The organism is Aeromonas sp. 25-AL00135 (assembly GCF_054052385.1).
This window is the reverse complement of record NZ_JBSTYQ010000012.1, coordinates 74,465-92,037: the sequence shown is the minus strand read 5'-3', so window position 1 is coordinate 92,037 and position 17,573 is coordinate 74,465. Positions and strand designations below refer to the sequence as shown.

18 protein-coding genes and 1 tRNA gene are annotated in these 17,573 nt (G+C 59.5%); 10 read left to right on the top strand and 9 right to left on the bottom strand.

The features are described from left to right. Positions 1–78 precede the first annotated feature (78 nt). Positions 79–543 (top strand): thioesterase family protein, encoded by a 465-nt coding sequence (locus tag ACW5XC_RS12780; protein WP_042054246.1) that lies wholly within the window; start codon positions 79–81, stop codon positions 541–543. Positions 544–667: 124 nt separating this feature from the next. Further along, the gene (locus ACW5XC_RS12775) at positions 668–1,195 is read left to right on the top strand and encodes an AbiTii domain-containing protein (RefSeq protein ID WP_005356927.1); all 528 of its coding nucleotides are present in this window, start codon (positions 668–670) and stop codon (positions 1,193–1,195) included. Between the two features lie 260 nt (positions 1,196–1,455). Here ACW5XC_RS12775 and ACW5XC_RS12770 read toward each other — a convergent pair. The 9 genes from ACW5XC_RS12770 to ACW5XC_RS12730 all read right to left on the bottom strand — a co-directional run bounded on the left by ACW5XC_RS12770 (position 1,456) and on the right by ACW5XC_RS12730 (position 10,650). Continuing rightward, positions 1,456–1,532: transfer RNA gene (locus tag ACW5XC_RS12770), tRNA-Pro, on the bottom strand. Positions 1,533–1,687: 155 nt separating this feature from the next. Further along, positions 1,688–2,392, bottom strand: a complete 705-nt coding sequence (locus tag ACW5XC_RS12765; protein WP_042054247.1) for an MOSC domain-containing protein — start codon at positions 2,390–2,392, stop codon at positions 1,688–1,690. Between the two features lie 45 nt (positions 2,393–2,437). After that, positions 2,438–3,283 carry an ABC transporter permease subunit gene (locus ACW5XC_RS12760; RefSeq protein WP_005355472.1) on the bottom strand — a complete coding sequence of 282 codons (846 nt, stop codon included), beginning with the start codon at positions 3,281–3,283 and terminating at the stop codon, positions 2,438–2,440. Then, the gene (locus ACW5XC_RS12755) at positions 3,280–4,185 is read right to left on the bottom strand and encodes an ABC transporter permease subunit (RefSeq protein ID WP_005340703.1); all 906 of its coding nucleotides are present in this window, start codon (positions 4,183–4,185) and stop codon (positions 3,280–3,282) included. The genes ACW5XC_RS12760 and ACW5XC_RS12755 overlap by 4 nt, the downstream gene beginning before the upstream one ends. Further along, positions 4,182–5,336, bottom strand: a complete 1,155-nt coding sequence (gene potA, locus ACW5XC_RS12750) for a polyamine ABC transporter ATP-binding protein (RefSeq protein ID WP_005340704.1) — start codon at positions 5,334–5,336, stop codon at positions 4,182–4,184. The genes ACW5XC_RS12755 and potA overlap by 4 nt, the downstream gene beginning before the upstream one ends. A gap of 78 nt (positions 5,337–5,414) precedes the next feature. Continuing rightward, positions 5,415–6,500, bottom strand: coding sequence for a polyamine ABC transporter substrate-binding protein (locus tag ACW5XC_RS12745; RefSeq protein WP_005355476.1), 1,086 nt, complete (start codon positions 6,498–6,500; stop codon positions 5,415–5,417). Positions 6,501–6,619: 119 nt separating this feature from the next. Further along, entirely contained in the window at positions 6,620–7,717 is a 1,098-nt protein-coding gene (locus ACW5XC_RS12740; RefSeq protein ID WP_080771396.1) for an extracellular solute-binding protein, read from the bottom strand. Between the two features lie 53 nt (positions 7,718–7,770). Continuing rightward, on the bottom strand, positions 7,771–9,132 hold the full coding sequence (locus ACW5XC_RS12735) for an aspartate aminotransferase family protein (RefSeq protein ID WP_042054249.1): 1,362 nt from the start codon (positions 9,130–9,132) through the stop codon (positions 7,771–7,773). A gap of 186 nt (positions 9,133–9,318) precedes the next feature. Next, positions 9,319–10,650: a glutamine synthetase family protein gene (locus ACW5XC_RS12730; protein WP_042054250.1), complete on the bottom strand. Its 1,332-nt coding sequence runs from the start codon at positions 10,648–10,650 to the stop codon at positions 9,319–9,321. Positions 10,651–11,130: 480 nt separating this feature from the next. Between ACW5XC_RS12730 and ACW5XC_RS12725 the strand changes: the two genes are divergently transcribed. From ACW5XC_RS12725 to ACW5XC_RS12690, 8 genes are all read left to right on the top strand, one after another. Then, positions 11,131–11,517, top strand: a complete 387-nt coding sequence (locus ACW5XC_RS12725; protein ID WP_005356952.1) for a TraR/DksA family transcriptional regulator — start codon at positions 11,131–11,133, stop codon at positions 11,515–11,517. A 147-nt stretch (positions 11,518–11,664) separates the two neighbouring features. Next, a complete protein-coding gene (locus tag ACW5XC_RS12720) occupies positions 11,665–12,522 on the top strand; it encodes a type 2 periplasmic-binding domain-containing protein (protein ID WP_042054251.1) in 858 nt (285 codons plus the stop codon). Positions 12,523–12,584: 62 nt separating this feature from the next. Continuing rightward, a complete protein-coding gene (locus ACW5XC_RS12715) occupies positions 12,585–13,031 on the top strand; it encodes an Mpo1 family 2-hydroxy fatty acid dioxygenase (RefSeq protein WP_042054252.1) in 447 nt (148 codons plus the stop codon). Between the two features lie 26 nt (positions 13,032–13,057). After that, positions 13,058–13,552 carry a CreA family protein gene (locus tag ACW5XC_RS12710; RefSeq protein ID WP_042054253.1) on the top strand — a complete coding sequence of 165 codons (495 nt, stop codon included), beginning with the start codon at positions 13,058–13,060 and terminating at the stop codon, positions 13,550–13,552. A gap of 74 nt (positions 13,553–13,626) precedes the next feature. Beyond that, positions 13,627–14,616 (top strand): 2-hydroxyacid dehydrogenase, encoded by a 990-nt coding sequence (locus tag ACW5XC_RS12705; protein ID WP_005340720.1) that lies wholly within the window; start codon positions 13,627–13,629, stop codon positions 14,614–14,616. 92 nt (positions 14,617–14,708) lie between these two features. After that, entirely contained in the window at positions 14,709–16,070 is a 1,362-nt protein-coding gene (gene yegD, locus ACW5XC_RS12700; RefSeq protein ID WP_042054254.1) for a molecular chaperone, read from the top strand. A gap of 165 nt (positions 16,071–16,235) precedes the next feature. Continuing rightward, positions 16,236–16,652 (top strand): META domain-containing protein, encoded by a 417-nt coding sequence (locus ACW5XC_RS12695; RefSeq protein WP_005340725.1) that lies wholly within the window; start codon positions 16,236–16,238, stop codon positions 16,650–16,652. Positions 16,653–16,740: 88 nt separating this feature from the next. Further along, on the top strand, positions 16,741–17,571 hold the full coding sequence (locus ACW5XC_RS12690; protein ID WP_042054255.1) for an HDOD domain-containing protein: 831 nt from the start codon (positions 16,741–16,743) through the stop codon (positions 17,569–17,571). The last annotated feature ends 2 nt before the right edge of the window (positions 17,572–17,573 follow it).

Sequence of the window (17,573 nt, the reverse complement as noted above, 5' to 3'; positions counted from 1 at the left end):
CATTGCGACTGTTAAGGAACTGTTGCAGACTGGCTGGAGTTTTTACTCGGCTTTGATGACAAGGATTGGGATCAGAGAATGAAACAGATGCTCAAGAAGATGGCGCTCAGTGGCATTGCCAACCTGTTTGCCGAGAAGATGCCGTTCAACAAGCTGATCGGCATGCAGGTGACCCACTACGACTTCGACAAGGTGGAACTGCGCATCAAGATGGACGACAAGCTGATCGGCAACCCTTTCCACAACATCCTGCACGGCGGCGTCACCGCCACACTGCTCGATGTGGCGGGCGGCATGATCGTCGCCGCCTCCTGCATCGACGAGCTGGAGGAGTTCTCCCCCAGCTATCTCAAGGAGCGCTTCGCCCGCCTAGGCACTATCGATCTGCGGGTGGATTACCTGCGCCCGGGACGCGGCAACGAGTTTATCGCCACCGCCCACATCATCCGGGCTGGCAGCAAGGTGGCCGTCGCCCGGATGGAGCTGCACAACGAAGAGGGCACCCACATCGCCTTCGGCACTGGTACCTATCTGGTGGGTTGAACCAAGTTAGTGCATAAAAACCACGCGGCTAATCTACTTTTAATCATTAGATTCCTTACCCCCTCTGGCCGAACAAGGTCCATACTGATAGTCGGGATTGTGTGCAGAGGGAGGATTGCAGGCGATGAGTGCGAAACTGGCCATCAAACCATCCAGAGCCTTGTTGACACAGCTCGAGTCCATGCTCGACGAGGTGCAGACACCCGAGTGTCGCCACTGGTTGGAACAGGAGCTTGAGGGGTATTCTCTCTCCTCACCCCTGCCTTGGTATCGCATCGTTCCCTGTCGGCAACGCGGTCACTTTCTGGACCTGAAAACGGGAAAATATTTGACCTGTCATATCAACAGTCAAACGCTATGCCAACGCGATCTGGCCCAAATTCAGTTCATTTATGCCCGTGAACCCGCCGCCCACTATTTGCTGCAACGCAATTCCGGTATTGAACCCTGGCCAGAACAGCTGCTGGAAGATTATCAGGAGCAGTTGATCCCCGGCCATCTATGCCTGCAAGCCTGGCATGAGCCCGTGATTTCATTACGTGCACAACTGATGGAGGGAATAGAACATTTCATTAGTGAGTACCCCAAGCACGCGGCCTTGCTGCCTCAACACAGTTTCAAGGCTTTGCGGCATCAGCACTGGCATATCTGAGTAAGCGCCTGGCGCGCAAGGAGGGCACCATAGACAAGACCCATAGCGAGATTGCCACAATCTAGAGTGCCGGAGTCAGGATCAGACTCCACCGATGGGCCACCGAGCGGTGGCCCTTTTAATGTCTGTGGGCTTGCTTCGACCCTGCATACTGCAAGTCAGATCACTTGGTCAGGTAACAGGTCAGCAGCTAAAGAAAATCGGGAAAACAGGAAGGATAAATGCAAAAAGGCCGCTCTATTGAGCGGCCTTTTCAAATTTGGTCGGTGTGAGAGGATTCGAACCTCCGACCCCTTCGTCCCGAACGAAGTGCGCTACCAAGCTGCGCTACACACCGATGTCTGCGGGACGGGAATTTACCGAAAGCCCAGACCCGACACAAGCCTTTTTTGCATTTGGCAGGAAAAAAAGTGCTGTTCGCTCAACTATTCAGCACTCTTTTCATCCGTTTACCGGGTTGCAGCCAGCTGGTGACATTCCGGCAACCGGCCGTCAGGCCAGGCGCAGGGATGCCGGCCCCAGCAGACGGCGCTGCCAGTCAGCCACAGTGCCATGCTCCAGCCAGTCGGCTGCATGCTGGCGCCAGTTGGGGGAGAGGGCCGGATTCTCCAGCAACATCAGCAGATCTGCTTCATTGCGCACCTGATTGAACAGGATATCCGCCGTGCGCTTCACCGTCAGTTCGGGATAGGGTCTGTCTACCAGCTCCATGGCCTTGTCAGGCGCGATCATGCCCTCCTCCAGCACCCGCAGCAGCCAGCCACAACGGCCATTCAGTTGCATCACCTGCGACATCTGGCCATAGCCAAAGCGCTGGTTGAGCTTGAAGCAGGGAGATCTTGGCTGACTTATCTGGATCAGCGCCTCGCCGAGTCGATAGACATCGCCAATGCAGGCTTGCGCCTCGGTCAGCCCGATACCGGAGAGGTTCTCGCCAAAGGCGGCAGGTTGCCAGGGTGTACGTGGCGCAGGCAAGCCCAGTGCGGTTTGCCAGGTCTGCCACCAGAGATAGTGATCGGCAGGATAGTAGTGGAGCGCCCGATCCGGGCCACCGTGGTGGCGCTGGTCACACTGTTCATCCCCTTCCAGACCGGCAAAGGTACAGCGAACTGGTGCAGAGATCGGTTGCTTGTGAATGGCGCTGGTGAGACCGGGCACCAGCTCGGTGCCACGACCGCTAAAAAGGGAGATCCGCATACTCATCCTCCAGGTTGACGAGAGTAGGCGGATCTTATCATGGCGTCAGACCACGGCCTGCATCTGGGTGGTCATGGCGATCTCGGCGCGACGGCGCTTCTCCGCCCTGGCCATCAGATACCAGCTGCCGAAGGTAAAGAGCGATACCGACAGCAGAATCAGGCTGGCCACCGCGTTGATCTCGGGTTTCACCCCAAGCCGCACTGCCGAGAAGACCTCCATCGGCAGGGTGGTGGAGCCCGGGCCGGAGACGAAGCTCGCCAGCACCAGATCATCCAGCGACAGGGCGAACGACATCATGCCGCCTGCGGCCAGCGAGGGGGCGATCATCGGGATGGTGATCAGGAAGAACACCTTCCACGGCTTGGCGCCAAGATCCATGGCCGCCTCCTCGATGGAGAGATCCAGCTCCCGCAACCGCGCCGACACCACGATCGCCACGTAGGCGGTACAGAAGGTCGTGTGGGCGATCCAGATGGTCAGCATGCCCCGTTCGGCGGGCCAGCCCACCAGCTGGGCCATCGCCACGAATAGCAGCAGCAGCGACAGACCGGTGATCACCTCGGGCATCACCAGCGGCGCCGTCACCATGCCACCGAACAGGGTGCGACCACGGAAGTGGGGAATTCGAGTCAGCACGAAGGCTGCCACCGTCCCCAGCGCCACCGCGGCGATCGCGGTGTAGAAGGCGATCTCCAGCGAGCGGAACACAGACCCGATCAGCTGCTTGTTGTCGAGCAGGCCGAAGTACCACTTGAGTGACCAACCGCCCCACACCGTCACCAGCTTGGAGGCGTTGAAGGAGTAGATCACCATGATGATCATGGGCAGGTAGATAAACAGCAGCCCCAGCCAGAGCATCAGTTTGGCAAAACCGAAACGCTTCATCATGCCTTGCCCTCCAGCTCTTTGGCCTGGTTACGGTTGAAGAGGATGATCGGAATGATCAGCACCGCCAGCATCACTACCGCCAGTGCAGAGGCAACCGGCCAGTCGCGATTGTTGAAGAACTCCTGCCACAGCACCTTGCCGATCATCAGGGTCTCCGGGCCGCCCAGCATTTCCGGGATAACGAACTCCCCTACCACCGGAATGAACACCAGCATGCAGCCGGCGATGATGCCGTTTTTGGAGAGCGGTACCGTGATCTGCCAGAAGCGGGTCAGGTTGCGGGCCCCTAGGTCAGAAGCAGCCTCCAGCAGGCTCTGGTCATGCTTGACCAGATTGGCGTAGAGCGGCAGCACCATGAAGGGCAGGTAGGAGTAAACGATGCCGATATAGACCGCCAGGTTGGTGTTGAGGATCTGCAGCGGCTCGTCGATCACCCCGATCCCCAGCAAGACGCTGTTGAGCAGGCCGTTGTTACTGAGGATCCCCATCCACGCATAGACCCGGATCAGAATGGCGGTCCAGGTCGGCATCATGATCAGCAGCAGCAGAACGGTCTGGGTCTCCTTGTTAGCCCGAGCGATGGAGTAGGCCATCGGATAGCCGATCAGCAGGCAGAGCAGGGTGCTGACGAAGGCCATTTTGAGGGAGCCCAGATAGGCCGCGATATAGAGCTCATCCTCCTGCAGCAGCAGGTAGTTGCCCATATTGAGCAGGATGGTGAGCTGATTGTCGGCCCAGCTCACCACGTCGGTGTAGGGCGGGATCGCCACATCCGCTTCCGCAAAACTGATCTTCACCACGATGACGAAGGGCAGCAGGAAGAAGAGGAACAGCCAGAAGAAGGGGATGCCAATCACCAGTCGGCGCCCCCCGACCCGCTTCAGTCGTTGCAAGAACTTCATGATTGCAGCACCACGCCGCTGTCATCTTCCCAGTAGAGGAATACCTGGTCATCCCAGGTTGGCCGCTTGCCGTGGCGTTCGGCATTGGCGATGAAAGCCTGAACGATTTTGCCCGAGGGCAGCTGGATGTGATAAACCGAGTGACCGCCCAGATAGGCGATGTCATAGACCTCACCCTTGGTCCAGTTGAAGTCCGGGTGCTCGATCTCCTCCGGTTTTTGCAGACTCATCAGCAGTTTTTCCGGCCGCAGGGCGTAGGTCACCTTCTTGTTTTCGGCGCGGGAGCTGATGCCGTGGCCCACATAGATGGGCTGCTCCAGATCGGCGCAGGCGATGGTGGCGTGGTCCTGCTCATCCTCCACCAGCAGGCCGTCAAACAGGTTGACGTTGCCGATGAACTCGCACACCAGCCGACTGGCCGGGGTCTCGTAGATATCCATCGGACTGCCGATCTGCTCGATGCAGCCGAGGTGCATGATGGCGATCCGCTCCGCCATGGTCATGGCCTCTTCCTGATCGTGGGTCACCATGACGCAGGTAACCCCGACCCGCTCGATGATCTCAACCAGCTCCAGCTGCATCTTGGAACGCAGCTTCTTGTCGAGCGCCCCCATGGGTTCATCCAGCAGCAGCAACTTGGGACGCTTGGCCAGGGAACGAGCCAACGCCACCCGCTGGCGCTGGCCACCGGAGAGCTGATGCGGTTTGCGGCGGGCATACTGGGTCATCTGTACCAGCTTGAGCATCTCCTCCACCCGGGCATCGATCTCGGCCTTGGGCAGGCCATCCTGCTTGAGGCCGAAAGCGATGTTCTGGGCCACCGTCATATGGGGGAACAGGGCGTAGGACTGGAACATCATGTTGATGGGGCGTTCATAGGGGGGCATGTCGGTGATGTCGACCCCGTCGAGGAACAGTCGCCCCTCGGTCGGGCGTTCGAAACCGGCCAGCATCCGCAGCAGGGTCGATTTGCCGGAACCGGAGCCACCGAGCAGGGCGAAAATCTCCCCCTTGTGAATATTGAGAGATACGTTATCGACCGCCAGCGTTTCGTCGAACTGCTTGCTTACCCGATCAATTTTCACCAGCACTTCTTTGCGCTGCTGACTGCCCTCGAGGGCTTTCTTGTAGGCACTGGAGGCTATCGCCATTACCAAACTCCCCAACGTGATACCGGCCTTGCGGCCGATTCATAAAAGCGATTTGGCGCCCCCGAACGGGCACCAAGGTTAGGTACCGGACTTGATCTTGGTCCAACTCCGGGTGATTAGACGCTGTACCGAGCGGGGATGTGCTTCCTGCACATAGAGTCGCTCCAGCACGGCCTGAGGGGGATAAACCTCCTCATTGTTGCGCACCGCCTCATCCATAAACTCGCCCGCCCTTGAGTTGGGATTCGCGTAGCCCACATAGTCGCTGACCTTGGCGATCACTTCGGGCTGCAGGACGTAGTTGATGAGGGCGTGCGCCTCTTTGACATTGGTGGCATCGGACGGGATCGCCATCATGTCGAACCAGAGATTGCCCCCCTCCTTCGGAATGCTGTAGGCAATTTTCACCCCCTTGCCAGCTTCATCGGCGCGGGCAGCGGCTTGCAGGATATCGCCGGAAAAACCGGCCGCCACGCAGATGTCACCATTGGCGAGATCGCCGATGTATTTGGAGGAGTGGAAGTAGGCCACATAGGGCCGCACCTTGAGCAGCAGCGCCTCGGCCTGCTTGATATCCCCCGTCGCATGACTGTTGGGATCGAGCCCGAGGTAGTTGAGGGCAGCAGGAATCATCTCGTCGGCAGAGTCGAGGAAGGCGACTCCGCAGCGAGAGAGTTTCGCCATGTTTTCCGGTTCGAAGATGGTGGCCCAGGAGTCAATCTTGTCGACTCCCAGCACCGCCTTGATTTTGTCGACGTTGTAGCCGATGCCGTTGGTCCCCCACAGATAGGGCACCGCGTACTGATGACCCGGATCCACCTTGTCGAGCTGCTTGAGCAACACGGGATCCAGGTTGGCCAGATTGGGCAGCAGGGATTTATCCAGTTTCTGGAAGGCTCCCGCCTTGATCTGCTTGGCCAGGAAATTATTGGAGGGCACCACCAAATCGTAACCGGTCCGCCCCGTCAGCAACTTGCCTTCCAGGGTCTCGTTGGAGTCAAACACGTCATAGACGGTCTTGATCCCGGTCGCCTGCTGGAAGTCGCTGAGGGTGGTCTCACCGATATAGTCAGACCAGTTGTAGAAGTGCAGCACAGGGGCAGCCTGGGCCACATTCGCCAATCCCATGGTCAGGGCTATGGTTAGCAATCTGGTTGTATTCACGGTGTCAGTTCTCCTGTTTCAGTGGTTGACCGTCTGCGCATCCATTCGCGCGGCCCATCCGGATGGATGGCATCACTACCCTCCCGGCCGAACTGCGGACCGGGAGGGGCATTCGTTACTTACTTGCCGGACTTGATCTTGGTCCAGCTGCGGGTCATCAGACGCTGCACCTTGGCCGGCAGATCCGGGAAGGTGTAGATCTTCTGCAGAGTCGCCGCATCAGGGTAGATACCCGGATCGGTGCGGATCGCCTCATCCACCAACGGGGTCGCCGCCTTGTTGCCGTTCGGGAACTGCACCACGTTGGTGATATTGGCGATCACCTCGGGCTTCATCAGGTAGTTGATGAAGGTGTGGGCCGCCTCGACGTTCTTGGCATCCGCCGGAATGGCGATCATGTCAAAGAAGCTGCCTGCCCCCTCTTTCGGAATGGTGTAGGTGAGCGCGATGCCATTCTTGGCCTCGGCTGCCCGCGCCTTGGACTGCTGCAAGTCACCGGAGTAACCGACCGCGACGCAGAGGTTGCCGTTGGCCAGATCCGAGATGTACTTGGAGGAGTGGAAATAGGCGGTATAGGGACGGATGGAGAGGAACAGCTCCTCAGCCTTCTTCAGCTCGGCCGGTTTCTGGCTATCCGGTTTGAAGCCCAGATATTGCAGGGCCGCCGGCAGCATTTCGGTCGGTGAATCGAGGAAGGAGACGCCACACTCTTTCAACTTGGCCATGTTCTCCGGCTTGAACACCAGATCCCAGGAGTTGACCGGGGCATCGGCCCCCAGCACGGCTTTCACTTTCTCGGCGTTGTAGGCATAGCCGATGGTGCCCCACAGGTAGGGGATGGAGTACTGGTTGCCCGGATCGCTCGGCTCGAGCGCCTTGAGCAGGTCGACATCCATATTTTGCCAGTTGGAGAGCTTGGACTTGTCCAGTTTCTGGAACACGCCCGCCTTGATCTGCTTGGCCAGGAAGGGGTTGGATGGCACCACGATGTCGTAGCCCGAACTACCCGCCAGCAACTTGGCTTCCAGTACCTCGTTACTGTCGAACACGTCATAGACCACCTTGATCCCCGTCTCCTTCTGGAAGTTATCCAGGGTATCCGGCGCTATGTAGTCGCTCCAGTTGTAGACGTGCAGCACCTTCTCTTCAGCCATTGCTCCGGCACTTGCCATGACCAGAGCCACAGAGGCAGCGATCACTCCTGTTTTGAAAGACATCATCCTTGTCTCCTAAGCAAATTGTATGCGCATGCCAACCTGCCCGACCCACCTCAACCCTTCAGCTTTGCGGCTGTCAGATCCAGACTGCGCCTGGCCAGATCGACCAATTCATCAACCTGTTCCTCGGTGATGACCAAGGGGGGCGATATGATCATGGTATCGCCTACCGCCCTCATCACCAAGCCATTGTTAAAGCAGAACTCCCGGCAAGTCATCCCCGCATTTGCCTGAGCCGGAAAACGCCGGTTGGTCTGCTTGTCCTCAACAATTTCCAGCGCGGCGACCAATCCTTTGCCACGGGTTTCTCCCACCAGCGGATGATCGGCCAGCTCCGCCCAGCGGCGCTGCAAATAGGGGCCGATAGTATCATGCACTCGCTTAACTATGCTCTCTTTCTGCATAAGCTGGATATTGGCCACCGCCACGGCGCAGGAGACCGGATGGCCCGAGTAGGTGAAGCCGTGGTTGAACTCGCCCCCCTCCTCCAGCAGCCCCTTGGCAACCCGGTCACTGACCATCACTGCGCCGAGCGGCAGATAACCGGAGGTGATCCCTTTGGCCAGACACATCAGGTCCGGCTTGATGCCAAACCCTTCGCTGGCAAACCAGTGGCCGGTGCGGCCAAAGCCGCAGATCACCTCGTCGGCGATCAGCAGGATGCCGTAGTGATCGCAGATGCGCTGGATCTCCGGCCAGTAGCTGTCAGGCGGAATGATGACGCCGCCAGCCCCCTGGATCGGCTCGCCGATAAAGGCAGCCACCTTGTCCACCCCCAGCTCCAGAATCTTCTGCTCCAGCTGACGGGCCCGCTCCAGCCCGAACTCGTGGGCGCTCATCCCCTGCCCCTCACCGAAGTGGTAGGGCTGATCGATGTGCACTATGCCGGGAATGGGCAGACCACCCTGGGCATGCATCCCCTTCATGCCGCCCAGACTCGCCCCCGCCACGGTGGAGCCGTGATAGGCGTTATGGCGACTGATAATCACCTGTTTGTCAGGCTGACCCTTGCTGGCCCAGTAGTGGCGCACCATCCGCAGCACGGTGTCGTTGCACTCGGAGCCGGAGCCGGTGAAGAAGACGTGGTTGAGATGGGCTGGCGTCACCTCGGCCAGCAGGGTCGCCAGCTCGATCACCGGCGGGTGAGCGGTCTGGAAGAAGAGGTTGTAGTAGGGCAACTGCTGCATCTGGCGGGTAGCGGCATCCACCAGCTCCTGGCGGCCATAGCCCATATTGACGCACCACAGGCCCGCCATGCCGTCGAGAATGCGTTTGCCCTCGGAATCTTCCAGATAGACACCGCTGGCTTTGGTAATGATGCGCGAGCCCTTCTTGTTCAGGGCCTGAAAGTCGGTAAAGGGGTGCAGGTGGTGGCTGGCATCCAGTTGTTGCCACTCACGGGTTGTCTGCTGCATTTGTTGCTCCTCGGTTCCTTCGATTTAGCAAGATTCAGTCGTCAAGCAGTCAGGTGGGTAGTCAGGCGGGCTTGCATGCTCGCAGCCACAACTACTCACAGGTGGCAGCCGCCACCTGACTCGCGTTCCGGTCTCTTCGATACAGGGATCGGGGAGGCCGACTCCGGCCTCCCCGTTACAGGGGGATCAAACGTTCAGCAGCAGGAACTCCCGCTCCCAGCGACTGATCACCCCGAAGTAGGTCTCGTACTCTTTGCGTTTGACCGCGACGAAGGCGCGGGTGAAGCGCTCCCCCAGCATCTCCTTGATGGGCTCGCACTGTTCGAGATGGCTGAGTGCCTCCTCCAGCGAGCGGGGCAGGCTGTAGGGCAGGTCATAGGCGCTCGACTTCATCTCCGGCAGCGGCTCCAGCTTCTCCATCATGCCGAGATAGCCACAGGCCAGAGTAGCGGCCAGCGCCAGATAGGGGTTGGCATCGGCACCGGCGAAACGGTTCTCCACCCGCCGCGCGCTCGGGTCGGAGAAGGGCACCCGCAGGCCACAAGTGCGGTTCTCGACCCCCCACTGGACGTTGCGCGGCGCGCTCTCGCCAAAGGTGAGGCGGCGGTAGGAGTTGACGTTGGGGGCCAGCAGGGCGGTCACCGCCGGGGTGTATTTCTGCAAACCGGCGATGAAGTGCATGAACTGTTCGCTGTTGCCGCCGTTCGGGGTACCGAACAGGTTGTAGCCGTTCACATCTTCCAGACTCTGGTGGATGTGCATGGCCGACCCCGGTTCATCGCTCATCGGCTTGGCCATAAAGGTGGCATAAATGCCGTGGCGGTGAGCGGCCTCACGCATGGTGCGTTTGAACAGGAACACCTGATCCGCCAGATCGATGGCATCACCATGCAGGAAGTTGATCTCCATCTGGGCGGCGCCCGACTCGTGGATCAGGGTGTCCACTTCCAGCTCCTGCGCCTCACAGTAGTCATACATGTCTTCAAAGATGGGGTCGAACTCGTTGACCGCATCGATACTGAACGACTGGCGGGCGGTCTCAGGGCGGCCGTTGCGACCGACCGGCGGCACCAGCGGATAGTCGGGGTCTTCGTTGCGGGTGACCAGATAGAATTCCAGCTCGGGCGCCACCACCGGCTTCCAGCCCTGCTTCTCGTAAAATGACAGAACCCGACGCAGCACGGAGCGCGGCGCGATGTCGATCAGCTTGCCGTTGACGTCGAAACAGTCGTGGATCACCTGTGCAGTGGGCTCCAGCGCCCAGGGGACAAAACGGATGGTGTTGGGGTCGGGATAGAGCTGCATGTCCCGCTCCAGCGGGTCGATCATGCTGTCGTCATCCGGATATTCGCCGGTCACCGTCTGGGTGAAAATCACCTCGGGCAGACGCATGCCCCCTTCACGCAAAAACTTGTTGGCTGGGATGATCTTGCCCCGGGCGTTGCCGGTGAAATCCGGGAACAGGCACTCCACCTCCGTGATGCGATTGCTCTCCATCCAGCCTTTGATACTGTCCATGTTAAACCCCGACTTTACGGTTGCCATTGGCAAGGGTGTCTAATATATGGAACACCCTTGTTATAAAATTGTAATCAACATCACCATAAAAGCCCGCCATCAAGGGCAATGTCAAGCGGGCGTGTTTAAAAAACTATAAATAACGGCGCATATAATGACCAAGGCGGCACCAAATACTAAACACTCAAATCCGTACGAAGCCCACCCTTCTCATCGCTGCAAAGGCGATGCCAACAGAGGGTGAGGCTGGCGCCAGATCCCGACCAATCCCCCGCAGGAACGGGCCATTTTTTTGCAAGGGCGCACAATCCTTATCCTATTTGCTTTGCTTGGCTGCATTTTTTTGGTACAAGGCCCGCCCTGATTTGCACTCTCTTGCATGAAACAGGTGCAAATCGGGATACAAGGGCTTGGTCTGTAGGCAGACAGCCCCCATAAACAGGGATAATTGGGTTAGTAAACTGACTGGTAGTTAATCGTATGTGTGATTTCATGACTGAAGACCAACTGGCCTTTTACAAGGGGCAGATCGAGCGACAGATCGTCGAGCTCGAAGAGCGCCTGAACTCCCAGGCCAGCCAGGCCATCGCCACCGACACCAACGAGATGGCTGATGAAATTGACCGTGCCAGTATCGAGGAAGCCCGCCGTCTGGAGCTGAACCGCATCGAGCACGACAAGCTGCACCTGCGCAAGCTGCGGGGCGCATTGAAGCGCATCAGCGAAGGGGATTTTGGTTACTGCGAATCTTGCGGTGACGAGATCTCCCTCAAGCGGCTGCATGCCCGTCCGGAATCCCGTTTCTGCGTCGAATGCCAGAGCACCAAGGAATTTAACGATACCCACGTGTTCCGTCGCGTCGCCTGATTCTTCGAAGAACCGTCACCATTCTGGTGCAACAGACGCCAGCAAGGCAGGGCCCCGCGCTCAAACCTTGCACAACGCCTCGCAGCAAGATGGTGACAAGTTCTGTTAGACTCCGGACACCTTCCGGAATCTACAGGAGAACAGAGAGTGAAATGGCTCATCAAGCTGTGTTTGTGCCTGCCACTGCTGGCACAAGCACAGGTTCTGACGGTCAAGGTCCCCAGCCGTCCCGTCAACAATCTTGACCAGGAGTACCAGTACAAGCTGCTGGAACTGGCCCTGACCCGCTCCGGGCAACCCTTTCGCATCCAGCCTGTCGAACTCGATCTCAACCAGTTCACCCTCCAGCAGCAGCTGAGCAAGGGAAAGACCATCAACGTCTTCTGGATGGGTACCTCCAGCACACTCGAATCCTCCCTGATTGCCGTCCCCATTCCGCTGTTTCGCGGGCTGGAAGGATTGCGGCTGTCGTTCATCCACGCGGATGCCCAAGAGAAGTTCAACCAGATCAATACCCTGGCCGACCTCAAACAGCTGAAGGCGGCGCAAGGGGTCGGTTGGGCCGATAACAAAATTCTGGAAAATGCGGGCATCCCGACCTTCTCCGGCCGATACAGCAGCCTGTTTCGCCTTATCAACGACGGCGACAAGATCGATTTCTTCCCGCGCGCCCTGGTGGAGATCTTCGCCGAGCGCAGCGAGCTGGTGGCGCAGTATCCCAACCTCGCTATCGAGCAGCATCTGCTGATCCGCTACCCCTTCGCCCAGTTCTTCTTCGTCAGCCCCGAATACCCCAAGCTGGCCAAGGCGATTCAGACCGGGCTGGAGCGGGCCTATGCCGATGGCAGTTTTATGAAGTTCTTCAATGACAACCCCAAGATCCGCGAAGCGCTCGCCAGCGCCAACCTCGATCAGCGGGTCACCATCGCCCTGCCCAATCCGGATATGACCTCGTTGCTAAAATCCATTCCGGCCCAATATTGGGAGTATCCACCGCAGGGATAAGCATCCCGAGCGCCTGACCACGAAGGTCAGGCAGCGAGAACACAGTGCGCCAGGGAGGTGCCATGAAAGGAATCCAGGAGTGGTTTGCGCAGTACGGCCAGAGCCATCGCCATCCGATAAACGTCGCCATCCACAAACTGGCGGTGCCGGGCATCTATCTCTGCTCGCTGGCGCTGCTCTGGTGTCTGCCACACGGGCCCTTGCCAGAGCCCCTCAACTGGGCGGCAGTGGCAGCCATTCCGGTGCTGCTGTTCTATCTGCAGCTGTCGTTTTCGCTGTTCGCGGGGATGGCCGGGCTGACCGCGCTCGGGCTGGCCTTCTGCCACCAATGGCAGGGGCCGCTGTTGTGGCCCGCCGTGGCAGCGTTCGTGCTGCTCTGGATAGCCCAGTTTGTCGGCCACAAGATCGAGGGCAAGCGCCCCTCCTTCCTCGCCGACCTGCAATTTCTGCTGATAGGCCCCGCCTGGGTGCTTGCCAGCCTCTATCGTCGCCTGGGCATTCCCTATTGAGGAGTGCCGGGCCAACAGGAGAGACCATGACACATAACCACACGCGACATAACGCCCTGCGCCGCGCCCTGCCCCTGCTGCTGGGGGCCCTGTTTGCTGACCCGGCGCTGGCCGACAAGGCCGACCCGGTCGGTGAAGTGAGCACCGCCTTCAAGCTGTTTGGCCCCAACCACAAGATCCTGGTGGAGGCGTTCGACGACCCGCGCATCGACGGCGTCGCCTGCTATCTGGCGCGCCCCAAGACCGGTGGTGTAAAAGGCGGGCTGGGACTGGCGGAAGATCCCTCCCACGCCTCCCTGTCGTGCCACCAGATCGGCCCCATCACCCTGCCCGAAAAGCTGAAGGCGGGAGAAGAGGTGTTCGATGTCAGCACTTCACTGGTGTTCAAGGAGCAGAAAGTGGTGCGTTTTTACGACAAGAAACGCAATGCACTGGTTTACCTGACCTACAGCACCAAACTGGTGGATGGTTCGTACAAGAGTGCAGTCAGCGCCGTTCCCATTATGCCGTGGGGACAATAACCAGCCGGTTTGTCCGGTGATAGCTGACCCATTTTGTTGTAATTTGACGACACACACGCTGCGGAGCACATACCATGAAAGTCGCCGTATTCAGTACCAAGAGCTATGACAAAGAGCATTTCAACCAGGCCAACAGCCAGTACGGCTTCGACCTGGAGTTTTTCGATGTGCGGCTGGAGGCCAAAACGGCCCGACTGGCTCACGGCTTCCCGGTGGTGTGTCTGTTCGTCAATGACGATGCTGACCGCGAGGTATTGACCGAACTGGCTGCCAACGGCACCCAGGTGATTGCCCTGCGCTGCGCCGGTTACAACAACGTGGATCTGGCGGCTGCCAAAGAGCTGGGGCTGAAAGTGGTGCGAGTACCCGCCTACTCCCCCGAGGCAACCGCCGAGCATGCTGTCGGCATGATGATGTGCCTCAACCGCCGCATCCATAAGGCTTATCAGCGCACCCGCGACGCCAACTTCTCGCTGGAAGGGCTGGTCGGCTTCAACATGCATGGCAAGACCGTTGGCGTCATCGGTACCGGCAAGATCGGTCTGGCCGCTCTGCGCATCCTCAAGGGCTTCGGGGTTCGCCTGCTGGTCAACGATCCTTACCAGAATCCGGCAGCCATCGAGCTGGGAGCCGAGTACGTGGATCTCGATACCCTGTTCCGCCAATCCGATATCATCAGCCTGCACTGCCCGCTGTTCAAAGAGAACTACCACCTGTTGAACAAGGAGGCATTTGCCAAGATGAAGGACGGGGTGATGATCATCAACACCAGCCGTGGCGGCCTGCTCGACTCCAACGCCGCCATCGAGGCGCTCAAGACCTCCCGTATCGGTGCTCTGGGGCTGGACGTCTACGAAGAGGAAGAGGATCTCTTCTTCTCCGACAAGTCCAACGAAGTGATCACCGATGACGTGTTCCGCCGCCTGTCTGCCTGCCACAACGTGCTGTTCACCGGCCATCAGGCGTTCCTGACCCGCGAGGCGTTGCACGCCATCGCCGATACCACCCTCGGCAATATCCGCGCCATCGAGAGCCAGGGCCGCTGCGACAACGAAGTGGAATAAGGGCTCGCCCTCTCTTCGTCACGCGCCGGGTTGGGCGCCCCGGCGCCTTCGGGTAGGCTAGCCCCCCTTTTTTATTCAGGAGTCTGGCGCCCATGTTTATCGGATTTGATTACGGCACCTCCAACTGTGCCGTGGCCGTGATGGAACAAGGTAGCCCCAGGCTGCTGAATCTTGGCGCATCCCGCTATCTCCCCTCCACCCTGCATGCCCCCCACCGGGATGCTATCGCCGGTCTGTTGGCCGAAGGGCTGGCCCCCGCCCAGCAGGCGGAGTACCTCAAGCTGCGTGGCCCCGTGGTCACCCGCGCCCAGATGGTTCGCCGCCAGATGCGCGAAGAGGGACTGATCGACGAGCTGAGCTTTGGCGGCGCTGCACTGGAGCGCTATCTGGAAGAGCCGGACGACGGCTACTACATCAAGTCACCGAAATCCTTCCTCGGTGCCTATGGCCTCAAGGCCCCCCAGATCGCCCTGTTTGAAGACATCGTCTGCGCCATGATGCTCCATGTCCGCCAGCAGGCTGAACAACAGCTCGGTGCACCGATCCGCCAGGCGGTGATCGGCCGTCCGGTCAACTTCCAGGGTCTGGCGGGGGAAGAGAGCAACCAGCAAGCTATCGCCATCCTGACCGAGGCGGCCCGTCTGGCCGGTTTCGAGCAGGTGGAGTTCCTCTATGAACCGGTGGCCGCCGGGTTTGAATTCGAGGCGCGCCTAACCGAAGACGCCGTGGTGCTGGTGGTGGATATCGGTGGCGGTACCACCGACTGCTCCATGCTGCGGATGGGTCCCAGCTACCGCGATCAGTTGGATCGCAGCGGCGATCTGCTCGGCCACAGCGGCCAGCGGATCGGCGGCAACGACTTCGATATCCGCCTGACGGTGGAAGGGATGATGCCGCTGCTCGGCATGCACGAGACCCTCAAGACCGGCAAGCCGCTGCCCCACCCGCTGTTCTGGGATGCGGCCGCCATCAACGACATCAGCGCCCAGAGCCGTTTCTACAGCCTCGACACCGCCCGCCAGCTGCAGGATCTGCAGCTCGACAGCCAACCCGGCAGCAAGCTGGGTCGTCTGGCCAGCCTGCGGGCACACAAGCTGAGCCACCAGCTGGTATGGCGTGCCGAGCAGGGCAAGATCGCCCTCTCGGAGCAGGAACTCAATCGCCAGTCGCTGGCCGAGCTGGAAAAAGGGCTTGAAGCGGAACTGACCCGCGAACAGCTGGCCAACGCCTCGGCCCTGCTGCTGGAGAAGATTGGCGAGCTGATGGACGAAGCGATTGCCGCCGCCGGTGTGCAGCCGGATCGCATCTTCGTCACCGGCGGTAGCGCCCGCTCGCCGCTGATCGCCAGCTTTATCCGCCAGAAGCTCCCCTCCATCCCGCTTGAGGGGGGGGATGACTTTGGCTCGGTGGCTGCGGGTCTTGCCCGTTATGCCGAGCGGCTGTTCGCCAACTGAGCCCTGAGATAGCGTAAATCGATGGCAACATCACCAATGTGTTGCCATTAAGCGACAGTCGTGCGGGACAAGGGGCGACAGAAGCGGTCGGTCGTCCCCTCTCCCGCCCTGCTCCCGACTGCCCAAAAAGGGTATTCTTGACGCTCCCCCAACCGGAGCCCCCTCATGCCCAGATTGCCCTTTTTGCTGATCCCCCTGTTACTGCTCGCTGGCTGCAGCTCGACCGCCTTTGTTCAGCAAGATCTGCAACACCACCACTGGGTACTGAGCAAACTGGATGGCGAACCGATCAAGGCCCCCCGCGACAATCCCCCCGATTTCGAGATCGGCGAGCACTTCACCGTCAACGGCATCGCCGGTTGCAACCGCTACTTCGGTCAGGGCCATCTGGAAGATGACAAACTGTGGGTCACCAGTCTGGGCAGCACCGAAATGGCCTGCATGCCGCCGCTCGACACTATCGAACAGGCCGTGCTGACCACCCTTACCGAGGGTGCAACCCTGAGCGGCACCAGTCAGAACCTGATCCTGCAGGGCAAACAGCACCGTTTGGAATACACCTTGCGCGACTGGGTGTTCTAGCGCTCACAAAGCCGCATCACAAACAGGAACATGTTGTCCGGCTGTGGCACAATATGAGGCAGAGTTCGCAACGGAGGCTGCCTCAGCCATGTCGATGGATCGCCTGTTTGACAAGATCAAACAACTCCCCACTATTCCCAAGCTACTGCACGAGTTGATGCAGAGCTTCAACGACGAGAATGCCCGCATCGACGAGATTGCGGCCAAGATCGCCATGGATCAGGTGATCAGCGTCAAGGTGCTGCGGATGGCCAACTCGGCCGCCCTGCGCCGGGGCAACGAAGTGACCTCCATCGAACAGGCGGTGATCCGGCTCGGCTTCAACCGGCTGCGCTCCGTGGTGGTCGCCTCCGGCATCATCGGTACCTTCAAGGCCCCGCCCAGCTTCGACAAGAACAAGTTCTGGACCGAGACCTTCCAGGTTGCCACCATCGCCAAAACCCTGGCGCAAGAGACCAAGGCACTGGATCCCGAAACGGCCTTTACCTGCGCCCTGATCCACAACATCGGTGAACTGCTGATCCAGAGCACCCTGCCGGAAGAGGCAGAACTGATCAATATGTCGATCCAGAACGGCAGTAGCCGGGTGGAGGCCCAGCGGGAAATGCTCGGCTACGACTATGCCCAGCTCGGCGCCGAGCTGGCGCGGCGCTGGAACCTCTCCGAGGCCTTCGTCGATGCCATCTCCCAACAGCTTGACCCGCTCTCCCACGATCCGGTCAGCAAGGAGGCGGTGCTGATCCGCCTCGCCGTGTTTATCTCCTTCGCCTGGAACGCGGGCGTGCCTGCCCAGGCCATCATCGCCCGCTTCCCCAAACCGCTCGCCGACCAGTTGGGACTGGATCCCAAGTCGCTGGCAGGCCAGCTCGAAACATTGCATGAACAGGGTAATGCCCTCGCCGATCTTCTGACTCAATAAGC

Coding starts and splice junctions, on each gene's coding strand:
- ACW5XC_RS12725 (WP_005356952.1), top strand. CDS start 11,131: ATGTGTGATTTCATGACTGAAGACCAACTGGCCTTTTACAAGGGGCAG.
- ACW5XC_RS12705 (WP_005340720.1), top strand. CDS start 13,627: ATGAAAGTCGCCGTATTCAGTACCAAGAGCTATGACAAAGAGCATTTC.
- ACW5XC_RS12755 (WP_005340703.1), bottom strand. CDS start 4,185: ATGAAGTTCTTGCAACGACTGAAGCGGGTCGGGGGGCGCCGACTGGTG.
- ACW5XC_RS12780 (WP_042054246.1), top strand. CDS start 79: ATGAAACAGATGCTCAAGAAGATGGCGCTCAGTGGCATTGCCAACCTG.
- ACW5XC_RS12775 (WP_005356927.1), top strand. CDS start 668: ATGAGTGCGAAACTGGCCATCAAACCATCCAGAGCCTTGTTGACACAG.
- ACW5XC_RS12765 (WP_042054247.1), bottom strand. CDS start 2,392: ATGCGGATCTCCCTTTTTAGCGGTCGTGGCACCGAGCTGGTGCCCGGT.
- ACW5XC_RS12730 (WP_042054250.1), bottom strand. CDS start 10,650: ATGGACAGTATCAAAGGCTGGATGGAGAGCAATCGCATCACGGAGGTG.
- ACW5XC_RS12735 (WP_042054249.1), bottom strand. CDS start 9,132: ATGCAGCAGACAACCCGTGAGTGGCAACAACTGGATGCCAGCCACCAC.
- ACW5XC_RS12760 (WP_005355472.1), bottom strand. CDS start 3,283: ATGATGAAGCGTTTCGGTTTTGCCAAACTGATGCTCTGGCTGGGGCTG.
- ACW5XC_RS12710 (WP_042054253.1), top strand. CDS start 13,058: ATGACACATAACCACACGCGACATAACGCCCTGCGCCGCGCCCTGCCC.
- ACW5XC_RS12740 (WP_080771396.1), bottom strand. CDS start 7,717: ATGTCTTTCAAAACAGGAGTGATCGCTGCCTCTGTGGCTCTGGTCATG.
- ACW5XC_RS12695 (WP_005340725.1), top strand. CDS start 16,236: ATGCCCAGATTGCCCTTTTTGCTGATCCCCCTGTTACTGCTCGCTGGC.
- yegD (WP_042054254.1), top strand. CDS start 14,709: ATGTTTATCGGATTTGATTACGGCACCTCCAACTGTGCCGTGGCCGTG.
- ACW5XC_RS12715 (WP_042054252.1), top strand. CDS start 12,585: ATGAAAGGAATCCAGGAGTGGTTTGCGCAGTACGGCCAGAGCCATCGC.
- potA (WP_005340704.1), bottom strand. CDS start 5,336: ATGGCGATAGCCTCCAGTGCCTACAAGAAAGCCCTCGAGGGCAGTCAG.
- ACW5XC_RS12690 (WP_042054255.1), top strand. CDS start 16,741: ATGTCGATGGATCGCCTGTTTGACAAGATCAAACAACTCCCCACTATT.